Genomic DNA, 19,703 nt, shown 5'->3' with positions numbered 1-19,703 from the left:
CCATACTGATAAAGGACGCCTCCGTGATGAATCAAACGTTCAACACTTCCGTACCATACCTTCAGACAGAACGGCTTACGCTTCGCGAGTATCAGCGCGCCGACTTCGACTTGTTCGCAGACCATTTGCAAAATCCGGAAAGCTCCGCTCACTTGGGCGCGGCCGACCGCCAGACGGCCTGGAGAATCTTCACTTCACACGCCGGACTATGGCTGATCCACGGTGCTCGCTGGTGGGCCATAGAGGACAAGCCGACCGGCCAGCTTGTCGGCACCATCGGCGCTTTCTTTCGCGAGCAATCAACCGTGATGGAAATGGGATGGAACACCTACCGGGCATTCTGGGGGAAAGGCATTGCCAGCGAGGCGGCAGCAGCGGTCTTGCAGTATGCATTCGAGGTTCGACACGAAGCGAAAGTGCGCGCTCTTATCGGCGCCGGCAACGAGTCATCTCGTCGCGTTGCCGAGCGCCTGGGAATGACCTACGAAATGGAAACTGAGCTGAACGGCAAGACCATCAGTAGTTACATGCGCGCGCGCTGATGAATCGGCAAGCTTAGCGCCGACAGAGCCAATCACTGCGGCCGGCGGGCCGGCGCAGATAAAGCAAAGGAGCTTGCGCCCCTGGGGTCACTCGAACTGCTTGCGGAACTCGGCAAACTGCGCCGTCAATTCTTCGACCTGGCTGCGCAGTTGCTGGACTTCCTGCTCCAGCGCGCCGATGCGCGTGCCCTGTCCGCCGCCAGCGCCGAGCGAGCCGCCGAGGCTGGCGGCGGTTTCTTCGCGCGCCAGCGCTGCTTCGCCGCCCAGCAGATGGCCGTAGCGCGGCTCCTTGGTGCCGGGCGCCAGCGCCAGCCGGGATACCAGCGGCGGGTATTTATCGATCAGGAATTGCAGCGCGTGTTCGGCGTCGGCCACGGTTTTGAAGTCATGCAGGCGGCCGCTGCGGGTGCGGATTTCGCCGGCCGTTTGCAGGCCGCGCAGCATCAGCACCGTCAGCACGGCCAGCTTGTCCTGTTCCAGCGACCATTTGATGCGCATGCGGTGTTCGTACTTGGTCACGCGGGCGCCGGCCTGGGTGATGCCGTTGACGTATTTGTTCTGCATCAGCCGTTGCAGCACTTCGGCCACGGTGTCTTCCGACAGCGACATCACGGGATCGCGGCTCGACAGCTGATTGCAGCCGTTGACCAGCGCGTTGAGCGACAGCGGATAGTTATCCGGCGTCAGCGCTTCCTTCTCGGCCAGCACCGCGAGTACGCGGATTTCAAACGGGTCCAGTATTTCCAGGCCTTCCGGCGTTGTTTCCATAAGCACGATTCCTTATTCGACGAGCTTGTTCAGTTGGTCGGAATTCAATTTATCACATTCAGGCACACTCTGGCAGGACAAGCCCGCCGCCTTCATGGTGGCCACCAGTTCTTCGATGCGCTGCTCTTGCTTGACGGCGTTTTCGATCAGGCCGCGCAGCGCCTTGGACAGCGGATCGTCGCCGTTGGGCGTGACACCGTAGGCGGCGAACGGGTTGGTGGCGGCGTCCAGCAAGTCCTTTTGCACGATGTGTGCCGGGTTGCCCACCGCCGTCGCGCCGGCCGGCACCGGCTTCAGCAGCACGGCGTTGGAGCCGACCTTGGCGTAGTCGCCCACCGTGAAGCCGCCCAGCACCTTGGCGCCGGCGCCGATGATGACGCCGCGTCCCAGCGTCGGGTGGCGCTTGGTGCCGGTGTGCAGCGAGGTGCCGCCCAGCGTCACGCCCTGGTAGATGGTGCAGTCGTCGCCGATCTCGGCCGTCTCGCCGATGACCACGCCGAAGCCGTGGTCGATGAAGACGCGGCGGCCGATGGTGGCGCCGGGGTGGATTTCAATGCCGGTGACGATGCGCGCCAGGTAGGAGATGAAGCGGCCCGGCCATTTCAGCCCGTGCGTCCAGCACCAGTGCGCCCAGCGGTGCATGACGATGGCTTGCAGGCCCGGATAGCAGGTCAGTACCTCCCAGGCGTTGCGGGCGGCGGGGTCGCGTTCGATGATGCTGTTGATGTCTTGGCGTAGACGGTGGAACATGGTTGTGCTGGCTGGCTGGCGAAATGCTTATGGTAGCGTATTCGGTGGGGGTTGTTGGGGTGGTTTTTCGGCGGAGCTGCCGTGGCATGGATTCCCGCCTGCGCGGGAATGACGACCAGTGGCGGGAAGGACTGCGGACGGTGCGGGAAGGATGGCAGGCTGTGCGGGAAGACCGGCGGGTGGTGCGGAAGGATAGCGGGCTGTGGGGAGGGAATGCCGGCGGACGGCGCGGATGGATAGCTGGTTGTGGCGAGGGAAGGACGGCACGGGATGATCGCGTTGCCACGTCGTCCCCGCGCAGGCGGGGACCCATGCTGCGTCCGCCGAAGCGAAGGCCGCTTATGCCTCCTTAGCAATACGCTGGCGCCGCGCCTCATACAAACAAACGCCCGAAGCAACCGACACATTCAAGCTCTCGACCGAACCGAACATCGGAATACTAACCAGCATGTCGCAGGTTTCGCGCGTCAGGCGGCGCATGCCCTCGCCTTCCGAACCCATCACCAGCGCGGTCGGGCCGGTGAAATCGGCTTCGTACAGGCCTTTGTCGCCGTCGTCCGAGGTGCCGATCAGCCAGATACCACGCTCTTTCAACTCGCGCAGCGTGCGCGCCAGGTTGGTGACGGTGATGTACGGCACAGTCTCAGCCGCGCCGGAGGCAACCTTGGCGGCGGTGGCGTTCAGGCCGACCGCGCGGTCCTTCGGCACGATGACCGCGTGCGCGCCGACGCCGTCGGCCACGCGCAGGCAGGCGCCCAGGTTGTGCGGATCGGTGATGCCGTCCAGCACCAGCAGCAGCGGCGGGCCGTCGATGGCGTCCAGCAGCTCGTCCAGGTTGCGCGCCAGCGCCAGCTGCGACGCAAACGCGATCACGCCCTGGTGGCGGCGGGTGCCGACGATCTTGTCCAGGCGCGCCGAATCGACCGGCATCACGCGCACGCCGGCCGCCTTGGCATTGGCGATCAAGTCCTTCATGCGGCGGTCGTCACGCGTGGCGTCGACGAAAATTTCTTCCACCGTGGCGGCCTCGTGACGCAGGCGCGAGGTCACCGCGTGGAAACCGAAAATCATTTTGTTCTTGCTCATTTATCGCTTCTTCTTACTTTTAGGGGCAGCTTTGGCTGCTCTGGGTTTGGCCGCGGGTGCGGCCTTGGCCTTGGCGGCCGGCTTGGCGGCGGATTTCGCCGCCGGCTTGCGGGCTGGCTTGGCGGCCGGGGTCGCCGGGCCAGGCTTGATGTTGGTCTTGCGGTCCTTCGACGGCGCGTCGGCGCGGCCTTCGCGCGGCGGCACGGCGTCGGCGCCGGCCAGGCGCAGGTCGATCTTGCGCGACTCCAGGTCCACCCGCACCACCTGCACGCTGACACGGTCGGTCAGCTGGAAGGTCTTGCCGGAACGCTCGCCCTTCAGTTCGTGGCGGGCGTCGTCGTACTGGAAGTAGTCCTGGCCGAGGTCGGTGATGTGCACCATGCCCTCGACGAACAGCTGGTCCAGCTGCACGAAGATGCCGAACGTGGCGACGCCGGTGATGATGCCGGTGTATTCCTCGCCCAGCTTGTCCTGCATGTAGTAGCACTTGAGCCAGTTCTCGACGTCGCGCGAGGCTTCGTCGGCGCGGCGCTCGTTGGCCGAGCAGTGCACGCCCAGCGCGTCCCACACGGTCAGGTCGGCGGCTTTTTCTCCTTGCCTTCGGCCTTGTCCTTGGCCTGCTGCTTGCGGGTGGCGTTCGAGACGTTGGTGTTGAGCACGCTGGTGCTGGCGATCTTCGGCTCGTACTTCTTGCCCAGCAGGATGGCCTTGATGGCGCGGTGCGTCAGCAGGTCCGGATAGCGGCGGATCGGACTGGTGAAGTGGGCATAGGCCTCATACGCCAGGCCGAAGTGGCCGATATTATCCGGCGAGTAGACCGCCTGCTGCATCGAGCGCAGCAGCATGGTTTGCAGCAGCGACGCGTCCGGGCGCTCCTTGATCTCGCGCATCAGCGCGGCGTAGTCGGCTGCCGCCGGCTTGTCGCCGCCGCCCAGGTGCAGGTTGACCTGCTTGAGGAAGGTGCGCACCTGCTTCAGCTTTTCAGCGGTCGGCGTGGCGTGGATGCGGTAGGTGCCCGGGTGCTTGTGACGGATCAGCAGATCGGCCGCGCACACGTTGGCGGTCAGCATGCATTCCTCGATCAGGCGGTGGGCGTCGTTGCGGGTGCGCGGGATGATCTTTTCGATCTTGCCGTTCGGGTTGCAGACGATATAGGTTTCGGTGGTTTCGAAATCGATGGCGCCGCGTTCGGCGCGCGCTTTGAGCAGCGCCTGGAACACGTCGTACAGATCGGTCAGGTGCGGCACCAGGCCGGCACGGCGCTTGGCCTCCGGGCCCTTGGTGTTGCCGAGGATGTCGGCCACTTCGGTGTAGGTCAGGCGCGCGGCCGAGTGGATCACGGCCGGATAGAACTGGTAAGCCTTGATCTCGCCCTTGGCGGTGATGACGGCGTCGCACACCAGGGTCAGGCGGTCGACCGCCGGGTTCAGCGAGCACAGGCCGTTGGACAGTTTTTCCGGCAGCATCGGGATCACGCGGCGCGGGAAATAGACCGAGGTGCTGCGTTCCAGCGCGTCGGTATCGAGCGCGTCGTTCGGCTTGACGTAGGCGCTGACGTCGGCGATGGCGACGATCAGGCGGTAGCCCTTGCTGCGGCCGATCTTGATCGCCTCGCAGTAGACCGCGTCGTCGAAGTCGCGCGCATCTTCACCGTCGATGGTGACCAGCGGAATGTCGCGCAAATCGACGCGGTCGCCCCAGTCGGACTCGCGCACGTGGTCCGGCAGCTTGTTGGCCTGTTTCAGCGCGGCGTCCGAGAAGATGTGCGGCACGCCGAACTTGCGCACGGCGATTTCGATTTCCATGCCCGGATCGTCCAGCGAACCGAGCACTTCGACGATCTTGCCGACCGGCTGCTTGAAGCGCATCGGCTGCTCGGTCAGCTCGACGCTGACCACCTGCCCGGCCTTGGCCTTGCCGATCGCCCCTTCCACCAGCACGTCCTGCGAAATGCGCTGGTCTTCCGGCGACACGATCCAGGCGCCGTTTTCGTTCAGCAGGCGGCCGATGATGTGGGTGTTGGCGCGCTGCGTGACTTCGACGATGGTGCCTTCCGAACGACCGCGGCGGTCGACGCCGACGATCTTGGCCAGCACGCGGTCGCCATGCAGCACTTTCTGCATTTCCTTTTCGGGCAGGAACAGGTCTTCGCCCGGCTCATCCGGGATGACGAAGCCGAAGCCGTCGCGGTGGCTGCTGACGCGCCCGGCGATGAAGCCGGTCTGCGTGGCCAGCGAATACTGGCCGTTGTCGTCGATCAGGATCTGGCCGTCACGCTGCATCGCGTTCAGGCGGCGCGACAGAACAGCTTGGGCGTCGGTGGCGACTTTCAGCGATTTCGACAGGGCGCGCAGGTCCAGCGGACCTTTGGCGCTGCGGAAGATGCCGAGAATTTCCTCCCGGCTGGGAATGGTGTGTGTAGGTTGGCTCAAAAGTTTTCTAATTTTTTACAGGGTTGGCATATATAAGGCATGCGCGACAGGCGTAGTGTACTTGGAATCGCCGTGCTTGACTAATTCACGCCCGTGCCGGGCGCGCAAAAATATTTTCGGGAGGCATTTGACTTCGCCGTGGATTGCTCTATAATCTCGGTCTCCCGCAGCGCAAGCGGCGGGATCTGCAAGACAGGGTTGATGTGCAGTAAGGAATGTCAAAGTTCATCTGGCGCAAAACTCTCCCGGTCGATATAATAGCAGAGTTGTTGAGAAGCATCAGTGCCCACGTGGCGGAATTGGTAGACGCGCATGGTTCAGGTCCATGTGCCGCAAGGTGTGGGGGTTCGAGTCCCTCCGTGGGCACCACAGAATTCCGCAAAAAAGCCGTCTGGCTGAACGCGATCAGGATCGCGCTCATGTCCAGGCGGCTTTTTCATTTCTACTCGCCCAACGGGAAAAACGACAGCCACCACGGCTGCGCCGTCGCCCGGTACGCCTGGCCATCGTAGCGCAGCGTCTGACGCTCGGTTGTCACACGCCCCTGCCTGTCGCCGCCCTGCCGCGTGATGCGCGCGCTCAGCACCAGGTCGGCGTAGCCGTGCGAGGTGCTCGGCGCCACACCCACCGTCAGCCTGGCCTCGTCGAAGACCAACTCGCCGGCGCCGCTGCAAAACATGCCCTTGCGCGCCTCCGAACGGGTCATCGGCACGCCACGCAGCACTGGTCGCAACGCCTTGCCATCCGCAACGAACAAGGTCAGCTCGTCGGTCCAGATACCATCCGGACAGCTGGCGCCGCGCGCGTCGCTGGCAAAGCGAATGCCAAAGGCGCGCACGCCGGGCGCCAATTGGTAAGGCGCGGCATCGATGCGCAAGCTGTTGCCGCCGAAATGCACGGAAGCGTCTTCCGCCGCCACGGCCTGGTAGCTGCTGACCACGCGCCGCGTGGCGGCATCGACCAGCGCCACCACCAGTGTCTTATCATCCTCGTCGTTGCCAAAGGCGTAGGCCGACAGCAGCAGCCTGGGGTCATGCGGCCATGGCTTGCAGGCGGCGGAAACCGCCGGCGCGCCGACGTCCGCGCTTTTCGCCACGGCGGCAGCGACACCATCGCACACATCGGCGGCACTGACGGCCTGCATCCACAGGCCCGCCGCAAGTGCATACAGAATTTTCAACGTCTTGCTCCCTTGATTGCAGAGCCGTGATTCTACTCGGTCCACTCCAGCTTCAGATGCGCGCCGATCTCGCGCAGCAGGTCGTGCTCGTTGACCGGCTTGGCGAGGAAGGCATTGGCGCCCACCTCCAGCGAACGCTCTTCCTCTTCCGGCGTGGAACTGGCGGAGATAATGAGCACCGGCGTTTCGGAGGTGCGCTGGTCGGCACGCAGGCGGCGCGTGGTTTCGATGCCGTCCATGCCCGGCATGACCATATCGAGCAGCACCATGTCCGGCCGCGCCGCCTGCGACTGCATCAGCGCCGCCGTGCCGTTTTCCGCCTCCAGCGTGCGGAAGCCTAGCGAGCCCAACAGGTCGCGCAGCAAGGCGCGGTTGGTGGCCACATCATCCACCACCAGGATGGTTTTGCGCGGACCGGCATAGCCGCCGGCGAGGCGCTCGCCGGTGGCCGGCGCGCCCGGCGCCTCAACCACTTTCAGCGGCACCTCGAACCAGAAATGGCTGCCCTTGCCCGGCACGCTGTCGACGCGCAGCGTGCCGCCCATCAGCCGCACCAGCTGACGGCTGATCGCCAGGCCGAGGCCGGTTCCGCCAGCGCGGCGCGAAGCGTCGCCCACCTGCTCGAACGGGCGGAAAATGGCCTCCTGCTGGTCGGCGGCGATGCCGATGCCTTCGTCTATGACCTCGAAGCGCAGCGGCGCCACGCCCTCTTCCGAAACGGCCGGCGGCAGCGGCGATACGCGCAGGCGCACGGCGCCGCGGTCGGTGAACTTGACCGCATTGCCCAGCAGGTTAAGCAGCACCTGCCGCAGCCGCGTTTCATCGACGCTGACGGCGGCCGGCAAGCCGTCATGCAACTCCAGCTCGAAGCACAAATGCTTTTGCTCGGCGCGCACGCGCATGATGTCGGCCACCACCGACAGCAAATCGTTGAGCCGCACCGGTTTCGGATGGAACTCCATCTTGCCCGCGTCCACGCGCGACAGGTCGAGCACGTCGTTGATCAGCGCCAGCAGGTGCTGGCCGCCCTGCTGAATGGTGCTGATGCCGGACTGCTGCGTCGCATTCAGGCTTTTGTCGCGCTTGAGAATTTGCGTGTAGCCGAGGATGGCGTTGAGCGGCGTGCGCAGTTCGTGGCTCATCGAGGCCAGAAAGGCGCTCTTGGCGTGGTTGGCCACTTCGGCGCGCTCCATGGCGGCACGCAGGTCGTCGTTGGCCCGCTGCAGTTCAGCGTTGACCGCCGCCAGCTGCGCCGGGCTGGGGATGCGCAGCGCGATCGGGATCAGGCGCACCATGGCGATGGCCGTCACCACCGAAGCGGCGGCGGTGATCGCTTTCAGCGTGGCCGACATCACGTAGTCCGGATTCCACACTACCCAGATGTCGGCGATGTGGGTGGCGCCGCAGGCCGGGATGAACACGCCGAAGGCGATGAACATCCAGTCGAACGGCATGTCGCGCCGCTTGCGGATGAAGTACACCAGCGAGATCGGAATCGTCAGGTAGGCCAGCGCGATCAGCGCGTCGGAGATGACGCTGGTCCACAATATCGACGGTATCCACAGGAAGCAGTGCCCATGCGGCATGAAACTATCCATAAGCTGACTCCGGCATTGTTGAAATGACAGGAATCAAGCTTACGAAAGCGCATCGCAACACGCAAGTGCGAAAACACTTGCGAAAAACAAGTTGTTGCCGTAATATGCTGGCCTCTGACGCGAACAAGGCGACAGAGCAAGCAGTAAAATGCCCACGTGGCGGAATTGGTAGACGCGCATGGTTCAGGTCCATGTGCCGCAAGGTGTGGGGGTTCGAGTCCCTCCGTGGGCACCAAAAATTCCGCAAAAAAGCCGTCTGGCTGAACGCGATCAGGATCGCGCTCATGCCAGGCGGCTTTTTCATTTCCAGCCCGATGCCGATGTCGTCGAATTAAATAATTTCACAAAAGCAGCAAAATGCTATTGACGACCGCCGTTTCGCCCCTTAAGATGCATGCCTTCTGTTGCAGAACACGCAGCAGAAAGTAACAGCAAGACATCAGCGCCCACGTGGCGGAATTGGTAGACGCGCATGGTTCAGGTCCATGTGCCGCAAGGTGTAGGGGTTCGAGTCCCTTCGTGGGCACCATGCGCTGATGATTGAAGTTACAAATGCCCACGTGGCGGAATTGGTAGACGCGCATGGTTCAGGTCCATGTGCCGCAAGGTGTGGGGGTTCGAGTCCCTCCGTGGGCACCAAGAATTCCGCAAAAAGCCGTCTGGCCGAGTGCACAAGCACTCATGTCCAGTCGGCTTTTTTGTTTTACAGCGCGGCCTGGACGGCGGCCGCCAGCGAGACGGTCGGACGGCCGATCAGCCTGCTCAGGGCTTTGCCTTCATCGAACAGCGCGCCCTTCGCGGCCTGTGCGTCGGAGTCTGCCAGCAGCCCGGCCAGCGGCGCCGGCAGGCCCAGTTGCAGCAGCAAGGCACTGGTAATCCTGCTGCGGCAGATCGTTGTACGGAATGGTCTTGCCGGCCTGGCGCGACACTTGCGCCGCCAATTCGGCCAGCGTAAAGGCCGTGTCGCCCGCCAACTCGTACACTTGCTCGACCGCGCCGGCACTGGTCAACACCACCGCCGCCGCTTCCGCATAGTCCGCGCGCGCCGCGGCGGCGATGCGACCTTCGCCCGCGCTGCCCACCAAGGCGCCGTGCGACAACGCGCCGCCCAGCGCGCCGGTGTAATTCTCCACATACCAGCCGTTGCGCAGCAGCGTGTATGGAAGCCCGGCGGCGCGGATCGCCTGTTCGGTGGCGCGGTGCTCGGGCGCCAGCGCCAGTGTCGAGGTGTCGGCGCGCAGCACGCTAGTATAGGCCAGCAGGGCCACCTTGGCGCGGGCGGCGGCGTCGATGACGTTGCGGTGCTGCGGCACGCGGTTGCCCAGGTCGTTCGACGAAATCAGCAGCACCTTGGTGGCGCCCTCAAAGGCGGCGTCCAGCGAGGCCCGGTCGTTGTAGTCGGCGTGGCGAACCAGCACACCCTGGTCGGCCAGGTCAGCCGCCTTGCCGGGGTCGCGCACGGCGGCGACGATCTGTTCGGCGGGCACGCGCTTGAGCAATTCGGCAATCACGAGGCGGCCCAGCTGGCCGGTGGCGGCGGTAACGATAATCATGGTTTCTCCTTAAAAAGTGGATGAATCGATGATATCCTCTATACTTACGAATTGTAAGTACGCACATTTTAGTAAGTACCCCGGAGATCCCATGTCCAGTAAATCCCTGCGCAAGTCCATCGAGCGCCAGCATCAGGAGCGGCGCGGCGAGGTCATGGCCGCCGACTGCCCGTCACGCGCCGTGCTCGGCCACATCACCAGCCGCTGGGGCGTGCTGGTGCTGGTGATGCTGCTCGAACGCACCCACCGCTTCAGCGAACTGCGCCGCGCGATCGGCGGCGTCAGCGAAAAAATGCTGGCGCAGACGCTGGACGCCCTCGCCTATGACGGCCTGGTGCTGCGGGTCGCCCATCAGGTGGTGCCGCCGCACGTGGAATACAGCCTGACGCCGCTGGGCCGGGAAGCCGCCGCGCGGCTGGAAGTGCTGGTCGACTGGATCGAGGACAACTTTCCCCTGATTCAGCAGGCTCAGGACGCTGCCGCACTGAAAGCGGCATAAGCCCTCCGCGCGCGACCATCTTGTAATACACTCGTCCCCAAGCCGCACTGCGGAGCTGTCGTTGCCACCATGATGCCGCCGTTCTCATCCGATCAGCCGCACACCATCCTGATTGCCGCCAGCATGGCCTACGATGCTGCCGCGCTGCGCCGCATGCTGGCGCGCCACCGCTTCGAGGTGCAGACCGTCGGCCGCGGCGACGAGGCGCTGGCCGCCGTGCGCGGCGGGAATATCGCGCTGGCTCTGCTGGACGTGGCGCTGGCCGGCAGCGCCAGCCTGGAACTGTGCCCTCGCCTGCAACAGGCCAGCGCACGGCCATTGCCGGTCTTTTTGCTATCCAGTCATACCAGCGATGAGGAACGCATCCGCGCCCAGGAAGCCGGCGCCGCCGCCTACCTGCCGATGGCCTTCAACGCCGAAGACCTGGCGGAAAAATCCTGCTGCACCTGCACGTGATCGCGCCGGCGCCGGTGCTGGCCGGCATGCCGACCATGGCCACGCTGGAAGTCAACTACCACACCATGCTGGCAGGCTCGCCGGACGCCATCCTGCTGATGCAGCGCGGCAGCCATCGCATCCTCGACGTCAACCTGCGCACCCGCCAGCTGTTCGGCATGACCGAAACCGAGCTGGTGCAAACCGATTTGCTATCGCTCTGCCCGCCAGTTCAGCCGAACGGCGAGCCGACCGACCACGTCGTCGGCGCCGACGTCGAGCGCGTGATGGCCGGCGCCGCGCAAATGTTCGAGCTGCAGATGCGGCACAGCTCGGGCCGGCCAATCGCCTGCGAAGTGCGCATGGTGCCGCTGACCACCGCCGAGCACCGGCTGATGCACGTGCGCATCGTCGACATCACGCCGCGCAAGCTGGCCACCGCCCTGCGCGACGGCAAGAACGCCTTGCTGGAAATGATCGCGCGCGGCGCCGCGCTGCCGGAAACGCTGGACAAGCTGGTGCGCATGATCGAAGCGCAGCTGGACGGCGGCCTGTGCACCGTCATGCTGCTCAACGATGATGCCGTGACGGTCCACACCGGCGCCGGGCCGAGCATGCCGCGCGACTACCTGGCTGCGCTCAACGGCCTGCCGATCGGCCCGGCGGCGGGCTCCTGCGGCACCGCGATGTTCCGCAAGGAGACGGTGATCGTCAGCGACATCCTCAACGATCCGCTGTGGGCGCCCTACCGCAACGTCGCCGTCCACTATGGCCTGCGCGCCTGCTGGTCGATGCCCATCCTGCTCGACAAGGACACGGTGCTCGGCTCGTTCGCCATGTACTACCCCGAGGTGCGCGAACCCAACGACGAGGACCGCCGCCTGATCCAGACCGCCACCCACCGGCCGGCATCGCCATCGGCCGCACGCGGCGCGAGGAGGAATTGCAGCGCCACCGCGAGCATCTGGAAGACCTGGTGGCGGCCCGCACCGCCGAGCTGCGCCAGGCCAAGGAGGAAGCCGAGCACATCAACGAAGAACTCAGCACCGCGCTGGACAACCTCAGCATGACGCAGGAGGAACTGGTGCGGCGCGACAAGCTGGCCGCGCTGGGGGCGCTGGTGGCCGGCGTCGCGCACGAACTCAACACGCCGATCGGCAACGCCCTGACCATGGCCAGCAGCATGAGCGAGCGCACCGCCGCGCTGCGCCACGATCTGGAAAGCGGCCTGCGCAAGTCGGTGCTGGAAGCCTACCTGGCCCAGGCCGCCAGCGCGGACGAGGTGGTGCTGCGCAACCTGAACCGCGCAGCCGCGCTGGTCGACAGTTTCAAGCGCATCGCCGTCGACGGCGGCGGCAGCCAGCGCAGCCGCTTCATGCTGGGCGACGTGGTGGCGCAGCTGATGCAGTCGGTCCAGGCCGAGGTGCGCGGGCGCGAGCTGGAACTGATCGAGGACGTCGAGCACTGGCTGGAGATGGACAGCTATCCGGGCCCGCTGACGCAGGCGCTGCACCACCTGATCGAGAACAGCCTGGTGCACGGCTTCGACAGCCGCAGCCGCAACCACGGCAGCATCACGCTGTCGGCGCATGACAGCGGCAACGGCGAAGTGGCCATCACGCTGAGCGACACCGGCGTCGGCATTCCAGAGGAAAACTTGCCAAGAATTTACGATCCGTTCTTCACCACGCGCATGGGTTCGGGCGGCTCCGGACTCGGTTTGTATATAACACACAACATCGTCACCGGCGTGCTGGGCGGCCGTATCGACGCCGCCAGCACGCCCGGCAGGGGCGCCAGTTTCATGCTGCGGCTGCCGAAAACCGCGCCACGCTAGACGCTAGCATGCGCGAAGTTTTCCCGCCACAATTGTTGCAGACGTATAATGCAGCGTATCAGACCGGCAAGCAGCCGGCCTACAGCGGAGACACGCGGCCATGCTACCCCATCCGGTTTCGTCCAGGACAATCCAAGTCGCGCCGCTGTTGTGCGAATTCCGCGATGGCCCGACGGAAAACGATTTCCTCCAGCACCAGCTGCGCATGACGCGCGAGCAGTTGCGCGTCACCTTTTGTTTTGCGCGCTGTTCTACCTGGGCTTCGCCTTCACCGACCTGGTGTGGGTTGGTTATGAACTGACGACCTGCTTGCTGATGGGCGCGCGCGTGGCCGTGGCGGCTACCGTAGTTGGCTGCCTGGTGCTGCTGCGGCGCCAGCCGGACTCGATCCCGGTCACGCGGCTGGCCGCCAACATCGTCGAAATCGCCGGCACCGCCGGCTTCCTGCTGATCGCCGCGCTGCGGCCGAGTGAGTTCTCGCTGCATGCGATCTCGATGGCCATCGTCGTCATCGTGCTCTACATCTACATTCCCAACCGGCTGGTGTACGCGGCGCTCATCGCGGCGGTGGCAACCGTCATTTTCATCTGGCTGGCGTGGTGGTTGGGCGGGGTCGACGGCATCGAACTGGGCACGATGGCGGCGCTGCTGGCGCTGACCAATCTGTTCGGCTACGTGGCGGCGCGGCGCTATCAAATCCTGTGGCGCGAGGAATACAGCGCACAGATGGTGCTGAAAAACCTGGCGGTGCGCGACCCGCTGACCGGCTGCTACAACCGCCGCCACCTGCACCAGCAGATACTGGAAACGGAGATTTCACGCGCCCAGCGCTACCGCCTGAGCCTGTCGGTCATCATGTGCGACCTCGACCACTTCAAGGCCGTCAACGACAGCTATGGCCACTACGGCGGCGACAGCGTGTTGCAGCACTTCGCCGCGCTGCTGCAGTCGATGACGCGCGACAATGTCGACAGCGTGGTGCGCTACGGCGGCGAGGAATTCCTGCTGATCCTGCCGGAAACCGACCTGGCCGGCGGCACGCTGCTGGCCGAACGGCTGCGCCAGGCGCTGGCCGAGACGCCGGTGCAGCACGAGCGCGAGCGCATTGCGGTGAGCGCCAGTTTCGGCGTGGCCAGCGTCGATTTCGCCAGCGCCGCGCACGCGGCCCACGTCAATATGATCGCCGCCGCCGACGATTTGCTGTACGCTGCGAAAAACGGCGGCCGCAACCGCGTGTGCGCCGCGCAACTGGTTTAAGGTATGGAGTATGAGGAACGTAACCCGAAGCGCAAAACGCGCGCTGGCGCTGGCATTGATCCTGGGCTGCGCCAGCCTGGACGCGGCGCCGGCGCCGTGGTGGAAATGGCGCAGTAAAATCGACGGCTCGCTGTTCTGCTCGCAGACGCCGCTGGGGCCGGGCTGGGAAAAAGCCTATGGCCCGTTCAAGGATGCGCGTTGTGAAAAGCCAATTGTTGTACGATAATTAAATTATAAGAACACGGGGGAACCGGAGTCGCTGCCAGCTGCATCAACCTTTTCTTGAGGAGACTGTATGTTCACGAATCCAGAGCAATTTGCCAATGCCACCAAAGCGCTGTTTGAATTCCAGCTTGAAACGTTCAACACCCTGACCAGCAAGACCGTGCAGGGCGTCGAGCAAGTGATCGCCCTCAACCTGGCCACCGCCAGATCCAAGCTGCAAGACGGCCTGGCCGCCGGCAAGGAAATCAGCCAGGCCAACGACGCCCGGGCCGCCATCCAGCTGGCCGCCGAGCAGCTCCAGCCAGGCGTGGCCAGCGCCGCCAGCTACAACCAGCAACTGGGCGACATCATCGCCGAGATCCGCGCGGAATTCACCCGCGCCGCCGACGCCCACGTGGCCGAGGCCCGCAACAATCTGAGCGCGCTGATCCATGATGTCACCAAAAACGTGCGGCCGGGCTCGGAAAACGCGGTGCAGATCGTCAAGACCGCGATCGACAACGCCTTCGCCGGCTATGAGCAGGTGACCAAGGCCACCCAGCAGGCGGTGCAAGCGGTGGAAGCGGAAATCGCCAAGGCCAACGCCCTGGTCAGCCAGGGCGCCAAGAAATAACTGTGCAAGCGGGGCGTAACGCGATACACTGTACATAAATACAGTTAATGTCCCGTTCGTCCCGCTGCAATGATCAAAGTTCTCGACAATCCGTTTTACTACCTGGAGAATTTTCACCAGGTACTGACGTGGATCGGCGAACGCTACGACGATCTGCTCAACGCCGACGAGCGCGATTTCCTGAGCCGCTTCCCCGCCCTGCCGCAAGCATCGCGCGCGCTGTTCGTGCGCATGGTCATGCGCAAGGGCACGATTTTCCGTGCCAGCAAGCTGGTCTACGCGGAAATCGGCAGCACGCACGAGGCGGCCCGGCCGCTGGCCGAACTGGGGCTGATCGAGGAAGATCCGCAGCTGTGCCTCGATGAACTGTTCGAGCTGCTGCAAAAGCCGGAAATCGTCAAAGTGTTCCAGCTCGGCGCGCACGTCAAGCATTTGCGCAAGGCCGATCAGCTGGAGGCGCTGCGCGAGCAATACGACGCCGGCCACCGCTTTTCGGCCTGGTACGCCAATTCCGGCGACCACGTCTATCGCAACCTGACGCAGGAACTGTGCGACCGCCTGCGTCTGATCTTCTTCGGCAACTACCATCAGGACTGGACCGAGTTCGTGCTATCCGACCTTGGCATCTACCAGTACGAAAAGGTGGAGTTCTCGCCGGCCGCGCGCGGCTTCCGCAGCCGGCGCGACATCGACGACTTCCTCGCCATCCACCGCTGCCACGAGCGCTTCGCCGAGGGCGAGGCGGCGGCGGCCGTCATCGCCGACCTGCCGCCGTGCCCGGAAGACAATGAATGGCTGCGCAGCCGCCGCAGCAAGCTGGTGTTCGCCATCGCCCAGCACGTCGAGAAACTGCGCGACTGGACGGCCGCGCATGCGCTGTATGCCGATTGCGATTATCCCGGCGCCCGTGCGCGCGCCATCCGCGTGCTGGAGAAGAACGAACAGCCGCGCGAAGCGTTCGAGCTGCTGCAACTCGCGCTGCTGGCGCCGGAGAGCGAGGCCGAGCGCCAGCAGTTGCTGCGCATGGCGCCGCGCACTGGCGCGCAAGCTGGGCCACGCCAAGCCGCCGCCGGTGACGCTGGCGCAGGCCGACCGTATCGACCTCAGCCTGCCGCCGCCGGAGCAAGCCAGCTACGTCGAATTCGTTGTGCGCGACCACCTGAGCCGCGCGGACGCGCCGGTCTACTATGTCGAGAATTCGCTGATGAATTCGCTGTTCGGCCTGCTGTGCTGGGATGCGGTGTTTTCACCGATACCGGGCGCGTTCTTCCATCCCTACCATCGCGGCCCGGCCGATCTGCACAGCGCCGACTTCCAGCGCCGCCGCGCGCTGCAATTCAGCAGCGCGCTGTCGCAGCTGGACGGCGAGCAGTATCGCGCCACCATCCGCGCCAATTACGCCGCCAAATACGGCATCCAGTCGCCGTTCCTGTATTGGGAAGCGATAGACGCGGACCTGCTCGACCTGGCGCTGGACTGCATTCCGCCGCTGCACCTGAGGCGCGCCTTCGAGCGCATCCTGCTGGACATCAAATCCAACCGCAGCGGCTTCCCGGACCTGATCCAGTTCTGGCCCGCCGAGCGCCGCTACAACATGATCGAGGTGAAGGGCCCGGGCGACCGCCTGCAGGACAACCAGCTGCGCTGGATCGAATACTGCGCGGCGCACGAGATGCCGGTCTCGGTCTGCTATCTGCAATGGGCGGCATGACGCAGCCGGCCCGCTACACCGTCGCCGTGCGCGCGCTGTGCGAGTTCACCGCCAAGACCGGCGACCTCGACCTGCGCTTCACGCCCTCGCCTACCGCGCAGGAAGGCATCGCCGGCCATGGGGTCGTTACGTCGCGCCGCGATGACGACTACCAGACCGAGATTTCGCTGTCCGGCGATTTCGGCCCGCTGCACGTGCGCGGCCGCGCCGACGGCTACGACATCCGCGCCAACCGTCTCGAAGAAATCAAGACCTATCGCGGCGACTTGAAGAAGATGCCGGACAACCAGCGCGCGTTGCACTGGGCGCAGGTCAAAATCTACGGCCACCTGCTGTGCAAGGATCAGGGGCTGGAAAAAATCCGCCTGGCGCTGGTCTACTTCGACATCGGCAGCCAAAAGGAAACCGTGCTGCATGAAGACCACACGGCGGCTGGCCTGCAAGCCTACTTCGAGCAGCAATGCGGCTTGTTCCTGCAATGGGCGCAGCAGGAGATGGCGCACCGCGCGCAACGCGACCTGCAACTGAAGGCGATGCGCTTCCCGTATGGCGATTTTCGTCCCGGCCAGCGCCAGTTGGCGGAAGCCATGTACCGCGCCAGCAACCGCCAGGTGTGCCTGCTGGCGCAGGCGCCGACCGGCATCGGCAAAACCGTCGGCAGCCTGTTTCCGATGCTGAAGGCCAGCGCCGAACATGGCGTCGACAAGATCTTCTTCCTGGCCGCAAAAACCTCCGGCCGGCAGATGGCGCTGGACGCGGTGGACATCGTCCGCGAAGGCGCGCCGCTGCTGCCTTTGCGCACGCTGGAGCTGGCGGCCAAGACCACCGCCTGCGTCAATCCGGACAAGGCCTGCCACGGCGATTCCTGCCCGCTGGCCAGGGGCTTCTACGATCGCCTGCCGGCGGCGCGCGACTCGGCGCTGGCCATCATGTCGCCGTTGGATGGCGCTGGCGGCGCGCCGCCGTCGCTGGACCGCGACACGCTGCGCGCCATCGCGCTGGCCCACAACGTCTGCCCGTATTACCTGAGCAGCGAGATGGCACGCTGGTGCGACATCGTCATCGGCGATTACAACTACTACTTCGACAGCAGCGCCATGCTGTACAGCCTCACCCAGCTCAATGACTGGAAGGTCAATGTGCTGGTGGACGAGGCGCACAACATGGTGTCCCGCGCGCGCAAAATGTATTCGGCCGACATGGAGCACGACAGCCTGCGCCTGCTGCGCAAGATCGTCCCCGACGAATTGAAAAAACCGCTGGACCGCGTGCACAAGCAATGGAACCAGCTGGAAAAGGATCAGTCGTCCGAGTACCAGTCCTACGCCGCGCTGCCGGAAAAATTCATGGGCGCCTTGCAGACCGCGTCCACCGCCATCTCCGACTACATGGCCGACCATCCCGGTTATGTGGAGCCGGACCTGCAAAGCTTTTACTTCAACGCCTTGATGTTCGCGCGGCTGGCGGAAACCTTTGGCGACCACGCGCTGTTCGATATCGAGAAGGCGGCCGGCGCGCGCGCCAGCAACAGCAACTCGGTGCTCTGCATCCGCAACATCGTGCCGGCGCCGTACATGAAGCCGCGCTTCGAAAGCACGCACACGACCGCGCTGTTCTCGGCCACGCTCAGTCCATGGAACTACTTCGGCGACATGCTGGGCATGCCGGACACCACCGCCTGGGTGGATGTGGAATCGCCGTTCGTGGCGGAGCAGTTGTCGGTGCAGGTGGCGTCGCATATTTCGACGCGCTACGCGCATCGCCAGCAATCGCTGCGTCCCATCGCGGAGCTGATGGGACGGCAGTACGCAACGCAGCGCGGCAACTACCTGGCCTTCTTCAGCAGCTTCGATTACATGGAGAAGGCGGCCAACCAGTTCAGCGAGCTGTATCCGGACGTGCCGGTGTGGCGCCAGTCGCGCCGCATGGACGAGGCGGAGCGCGCGCGGTTCCTCGACCGCTTTACGCTGGACAGCGAGGGCATCGGCTTTGCGGTGCTGGGCGGCTCGTTCGGCGAGGGCGTGGACCTGCCGGGGGCGCGGCTGATCGGCGCCTTCGTCGCCACGCTGGGACTCCCGCAAATCAATCCGGTCAACGAGCAGATACGGGCGCGCATGGAAACCATCTTCGGCGCCGGCTACGACTACACCTACACCTATCCCGGCATGCAGAAAGTGGTGCAGGCGGCGGGCCGCGTGATCCGCACCACGTCCGATCGCGGCACCGTGTACCTGATCGACGACCGCTTCGGCCGTCCGGAAATTCAGCAGCTGATGCCGGCCTGGTGGCGCGTCGAGATTCAACAGCAAGATACGGATATCGCCACCGAACGCTAGCCCTTATCGTGGGCGCATCACAACCACGACAGGGAGATATCACATGCAGCAACTGACAGGCAAGGTAGCGATCGTGACGGGCGCCAGTTCCGGCATCGGCTATCAGACGGCGCTGCTGTTCGCGCGGCACGGTGCAAAATTGGTAGTGACGGCGCGGCGACAGCAGGAACTGGAAGCGCTGGCCGGACAGATTCGCAGCGGCGGCGGCGTCGCCATCGCGGTGGCGGGCGATGTGCGGGACGAGCAGCTGGCGCAACGCCTGGTGCAGATCGCGGTGGAGCGTTTCGGCGGGCTGGATATCGCCTTCAACAATGCCGGCGCCATGGGCCCATCGGCGCCGCTGGCGGAGGTGGCGCTGAACGAGTGGAACGAGACGCTGGCGACCAACCTGACCAGCGCCTTCCTCGGCGCGAAATACCAGATCCCTGCGATGACGGCGCGCGGCGGCGGTTCGCTTATCTTCACTTCGACTTTTGTCGGCTACACGGCCGGCATGCCGGGCATGGGCGCGTATGCGGCCAGCAAGGCCGGCATCATCGGCCTGACGCAGGTGATCGCGGCCGAGCATGGCGCGCAGGGCATTCGCGCCAACGCCCTGCTGCCCGGCGGAACCGACACGGCGATGGGACGCGCCGCCACCAGCGCGCCCGGCGCACGCGAATTTGTCGAAGGTCTGCACGCGCTGAAACGGCTGGCGGCTCCGGAGGAAATCGCGCGCTCGGCGCTGTATCTGGCGTCCGGCGCGTCCAGCTTTGTCACCGGCACGGCGCTGCTGGTGGATGGCGGGGTTTCCATTAATCGGACTTGAACGCGGTTCGTCGCCCGCTTTGCGCGATTCGTCGGAAAAAAGCTGCACCGCGTCATGCCGCGTGTAACATCAA

At 64.7% G+C, this 19,703-nt stretch carries 15 protein-coding genes, 4 tRNA genes and 3 pseudogenes; 15 read left to right on the top strand and 7 right to left on the bottom strand.

Annotated features, from left to right (window positions below; all coding sequences use genetic code 11):
• Positions 1 to 26: 26 nt before the first annotated feature.
• Positions 27 to 542, top strand: a complete 516-nt coding sequence (locus ACRQ5J_RS11775; RefSeq protein WP_432383638.1) for a GNAT family N-acetyltransferase — start codon at positions 27 to 29, stop codon at positions 540 to 542.
• A gap of 87 nt (positions 543 to 629) precedes the next feature.
• On the opposite strand, the gene ACRQ5J_RS11770 is transcribed toward ACRQ5J_RS11775, so the two are convergent.
• From ACRQ5J_RS11770 to rnr, 4 genes and pseudogenes are all read right to left on the bottom strand, one after another.
• Positions 630 to 1,310 (bottom strand): YceH family protein, encoded by a 681-nt coding sequence (locus tag ACRQ5J_RS11770; RefSeq protein WP_432383440.1) that lies wholly within the window; start codon positions 1,308 to 1,310, stop codon positions 630 to 632.
• A gap of 12 nt (positions 1,311 to 1,322) precedes the next feature.
• Positions 1,323 to 2,060 carry a serine O-acetyltransferase gene (gene cysE / locus ACRQ5J_RS11765; protein WP_432383439.1) on the bottom strand — a complete coding sequence of 246 codons (738 nt, stop codon included), beginning with the start codon at positions 2,058 to 2,060 and terminating at the stop codon, positions 1,323 to 1,325.
• Positions 2,061 to 2,399: 339 nt separating this feature from the next.
• A complete protein-coding gene (gene rlmB / locus ACRQ5J_RS11760; protein ID WP_432383438.1) occupies positions 2,400 to 3,146 on the bottom strand; it encodes a 23S rRNA (guanosine(2251)-2'-O)-methyltransferase RlmB in 747 nt (248 codons plus the stop codon).
• Positions 3,147 to 5,578: pseudogene (gene rnr, locus ACRQ5J_RS11755) on the bottom strand (ribonuclease R).
• A 284-nt stretch (positions 5,579 to 5,862) separates the two neighbouring features.
• On the opposite strand from rnr, the gene ACRQ5J_RS11750 reads away from it, so the two are divergent.
• Positions 5,863 to 5,947, top strand: a tRNA-Leu gene (locus ACRQ5J_RS11750).
• Positions 5,948 to 6,020: 73 nt separating this feature from the next.
• On the opposite strand, the gene ACRQ5J_RS11745 is transcribed toward ACRQ5J_RS11750, so the two are convergent.
• Positions 6,021 to 6,758 (bottom strand): multidrug ABC transporter ATPase, encoded by a 738-nt coding sequence (locus tag ACRQ5J_RS11745; RefSeq protein WP_432383437.1) that lies wholly within the window; start codon positions 6,756 to 6,758, stop codon positions 6,021 to 6,023.
• A 32-nt stretch (positions 6,759 to 6,790) separates the two neighbouring features.
• Positions 6,791 to 8,356: an ATP-binding protein gene (locus ACRQ5J_RS11740; RefSeq protein WP_432383436.1), complete on the bottom strand. Its 1,566-nt coding sequence runs from the start codon at positions 8,354 to 8,356 to the stop codon at positions 6,791 to 6,793.
• Positions 8,357 to 8,506: 150 nt separating this feature from the next.
• On the opposite strand from ACRQ5J_RS11740, the gene ACRQ5J_RS11735 reads away from it, so the two are divergent.
• The 3 genes from ACRQ5J_RS11735 to ACRQ5J_RS11725 all read left to right on the top strand — a co-directional run bounded on the left by ACRQ5J_RS11735 (position 8,507) and on the right by ACRQ5J_RS11725 (position 8,995).
• A tRNA-Leu gene (locus ACRQ5J_RS11735) sits at positions 8,507 to 8,591 on the top strand.
• A 209-nt stretch (positions 8,592 to 8,800) separates the two neighbouring features.
• A tRNA-Leu gene (locus ACRQ5J_RS11730) sits at positions 8,801 to 8,885 on the top strand.
• Between the two features lie 25 nt (positions 8,886 to 8,910).
• Positions 8,911 to 8,995 (top strand) — tRNA-Leu (locus ACRQ5J_RS11725).
• Positions 8,996 to 9,059: 64 nt separating this feature from the next.
• On the opposite strand, the pseudogene ACRQ5J_RS11720 reads toward ACRQ5J_RS11725, so the two are convergent.
• Positions 9,060 to 9,909, bottom strand: a pseudogene (locus tag ACRQ5J_RS11720) (SDR family oxidoreductase).
• Between the two features lie 91 nt (positions 9,910 to 10,000).
• Here ACRQ5J_RS11720 and ACRQ5J_RS11715 point away from each other — a divergent pair.
• The 10 genes and pseudogenes from ACRQ5J_RS11715 (at position 10,001) to ACRQ5J_RS11670 (ending at position 19,630) form a co-directional block, all read left to right on the top strand.
• A complete protein-coding gene (locus ACRQ5J_RS11715) occupies positions 10,001 to 10,408 on the top strand; it encodes a winged helix-turn-helix transcriptional regulator (RefSeq protein WP_432383435.1) in 408 nt (135 codons plus the stop codon).
• A 72-nt stretch (positions 10,409 to 10,480) separates the two neighbouring features.
• A complete protein-coding gene (locus tag ACRQ5J_RS11710; RefSeq protein ID WP_432383434.1) occupies positions 10,481 to 10,864 on the top strand; it encodes a response regulator in 384 nt (127 codons plus the stop codon).
• Complete coding sequence (locus ACRQ5J_RS11705) at positions 10,861 to 11,913, top strand: GAF domain-containing protein (RefSeq protein ID WP_432383433.1); 1,053 nt, start codon at positions 10,861 to 10,863, stop codon at positions 11,911 to 11,913. The genes ACRQ5J_RS11710 and ACRQ5J_RS11705 overlap by 4 nt, the downstream gene beginning before the upstream one ends.
• Positions 11,910 to 12,680, top strand: coding sequence for a sensor histidine kinase (locus ACRQ5J_RS11700; protein ID WP_432383637.1), 771 nt, complete (start codon positions 11,910 to 11,912; stop codon positions 12,678 to 12,680). Before ACRQ5J_RS11705 ends, ACRQ5J_RS11700 begins: the two co-directional genes overlap by 4 nt.
• A 234-nt stretch (positions 12,681 to 12,914) precedes the next feature.
• On the top strand, positions 12,915 to 13,937 hold the full coding sequence (locus ACRQ5J_RS11695) for a GGDEF domain-containing protein (protein ID WP_432383432.1): 1,023 nt from the start codon (positions 12,915 to 12,917) through the stop codon (positions 13,935 to 13,937).
• A 10-nt stretch (positions 13,938 to 13,947) separates the two neighbouring features.
• Entirely contained in the window at positions 13,948 to 14,163 is a 216-nt protein-coding gene (locus ACRQ5J_RS11690) for a hypothetical protein (protein WP_432383431.1), read from the top strand.
• A 69-nt stretch (positions 14,164 to 14,232) separates the two neighbouring features.
• Positions 14,233 to 14,775 (top strand): phasin family protein, encoded by a 543-nt coding sequence (locus ACRQ5J_RS11685; RefSeq protein ID WP_432383430.1) that lies wholly within the window; start codon positions 14,233 to 14,235, stop codon positions 14,773 to 14,775.
• A gap of 69 nt (positions 14,776 to 14,844) precedes the next feature.
• A pseudogene (locus ACRQ5J_RS11680) lies at positions 14,845 to 16,486 on the top strand (VRR-NUC domain-containing protein).
• Positions 16,483 to 18,822 carry an ATP-dependent DNA helicase gene (locus ACRQ5J_RS11675; protein WP_432383429.1) on the top strand — a complete coding sequence of 780 codons (2,340 nt, stop codon included), beginning with the start codon at positions 16,483 to 16,485 and terminating at the stop codon, positions 18,820 to 18,822. Before ACRQ5J_RS11680 ends, ACRQ5J_RS11675 begins: the two are co-directional and overlap by 4 nt.
• 43 nt (positions 18,823 to 18,865) lie before the next feature.
• Positions 18,866 to 19,630, top strand: a complete 765-nt coding sequence (locus ACRQ5J_RS11670) for an SDR family oxidoreductase (RefSeq protein WP_432383428.1) — start codon at positions 18,866 to 18,868, stop codon at positions 19,628 to 19,630.
• The last annotated feature ends 73 nt before the right edge of the window (positions 19,631 to 19,703 follow it).

This window comes from Duganella sp. P38, assembly GCF_050859475.1.
Taxonomy (GTDB): Bacteria; Pseudomonadota; Gammaproteobacteria; order Burkholderiales; family Burkholderiaceae_D; genus Rugamonas.
Note: the sequence above shows the minus strand (reverse complement) of the source record. Positions and strands in the feature narration are given on the sequence as shown.

What these genes read in the sequence shown, in the direction of transcription:
- ACRQ5J_RS11740 (WP_432383436.1), bottom strand. Translation starts at nt 8,356, where the DNA reads ATGGATAGTTTCATGCCGCATGGGCACTGCTTCCTGTGGATACCGTCG.
- ACRQ5J_RS11710 (WP_432383434.1), top strand. Translation starts at nt 10,481, where the DNA reads ATGCCGCCGTTCTCATCCGATCAGCCGCACACCATCCTGATTGCCGCC.
- ACRQ5J_RS11715 (WP_432383435.1), top strand. Translation starts at nt 10,001, where the DNA reads ATGTCCAGTAAATCCCTGCGCAAGTCCATCGAGCGCCAGCATCAGGAG.
- ACRQ5J_RS11690 (WP_432383431.1), top strand. Translation starts at nt 13,948, where the DNA reads ATGAGGAACGTAACCCGAAGCGCAAAACGCGCGCTGGCGCTGGCATTG.
- ACRQ5J_RS11685 (WP_432383430.1), top strand. Translation starts at nt 14,233, where the DNA reads ATGTTCACGAATCCAGAGCAATTTGCCAATGCCACCAAAGCGCTGTTT.
- ACRQ5J_RS11770 (WP_432383440.1), bottom strand. Translation starts at nt 1,310, where the DNA reads ATGGAAACAACGCCGGAAGGCCTGGAAATACTGGACCCGTTTGAAATC.
- cysE (WP_432383439.1), bottom strand. Translation starts at nt 2,060, where the DNA reads ATGTTCCACCGTCTACGCCAAGACATCAACAGCATCATCGAACGCGAC.
- ACRQ5J_RS11675 (WP_432383429.1), top strand. Translation starts at nt 16,483, where the DNA reads ATGACGCAGCCGGCCCGCTACACCGTCGCCGTGCGCGCGCTGTGCGAG.
- ACRQ5J_RS11700 (WP_432383637.1), top strand. Translation starts at nt 11,910, where the DNA reads ATGACGCAGGAGGAACTGGTGCGGCGCGACAAGCTGGCCGCGCTGGGG.
- ACRQ5J_RS11775 (WP_432383638.1), top strand. Translation starts at nt 27, where the DNA reads ATGAATCAAACGTTCAACACTTCCGTACCATACCTTCAGACAGAACGG.
- rlmB (WP_432383438.1), bottom strand. Translation starts at nt 3,146, where the DNA reads ATGAGCAAGAACAAAATGATTTTCGGTTTCCACGCGGTGACCTCGCGC.
- ACRQ5J_RS11670 (WP_432383428.1), top strand. Translation starts at nt 18,866, where the DNA reads ATGCAGCAACTGACAGGCAAGGTAGCGATCGTGACGGGCGCCAGTTCC.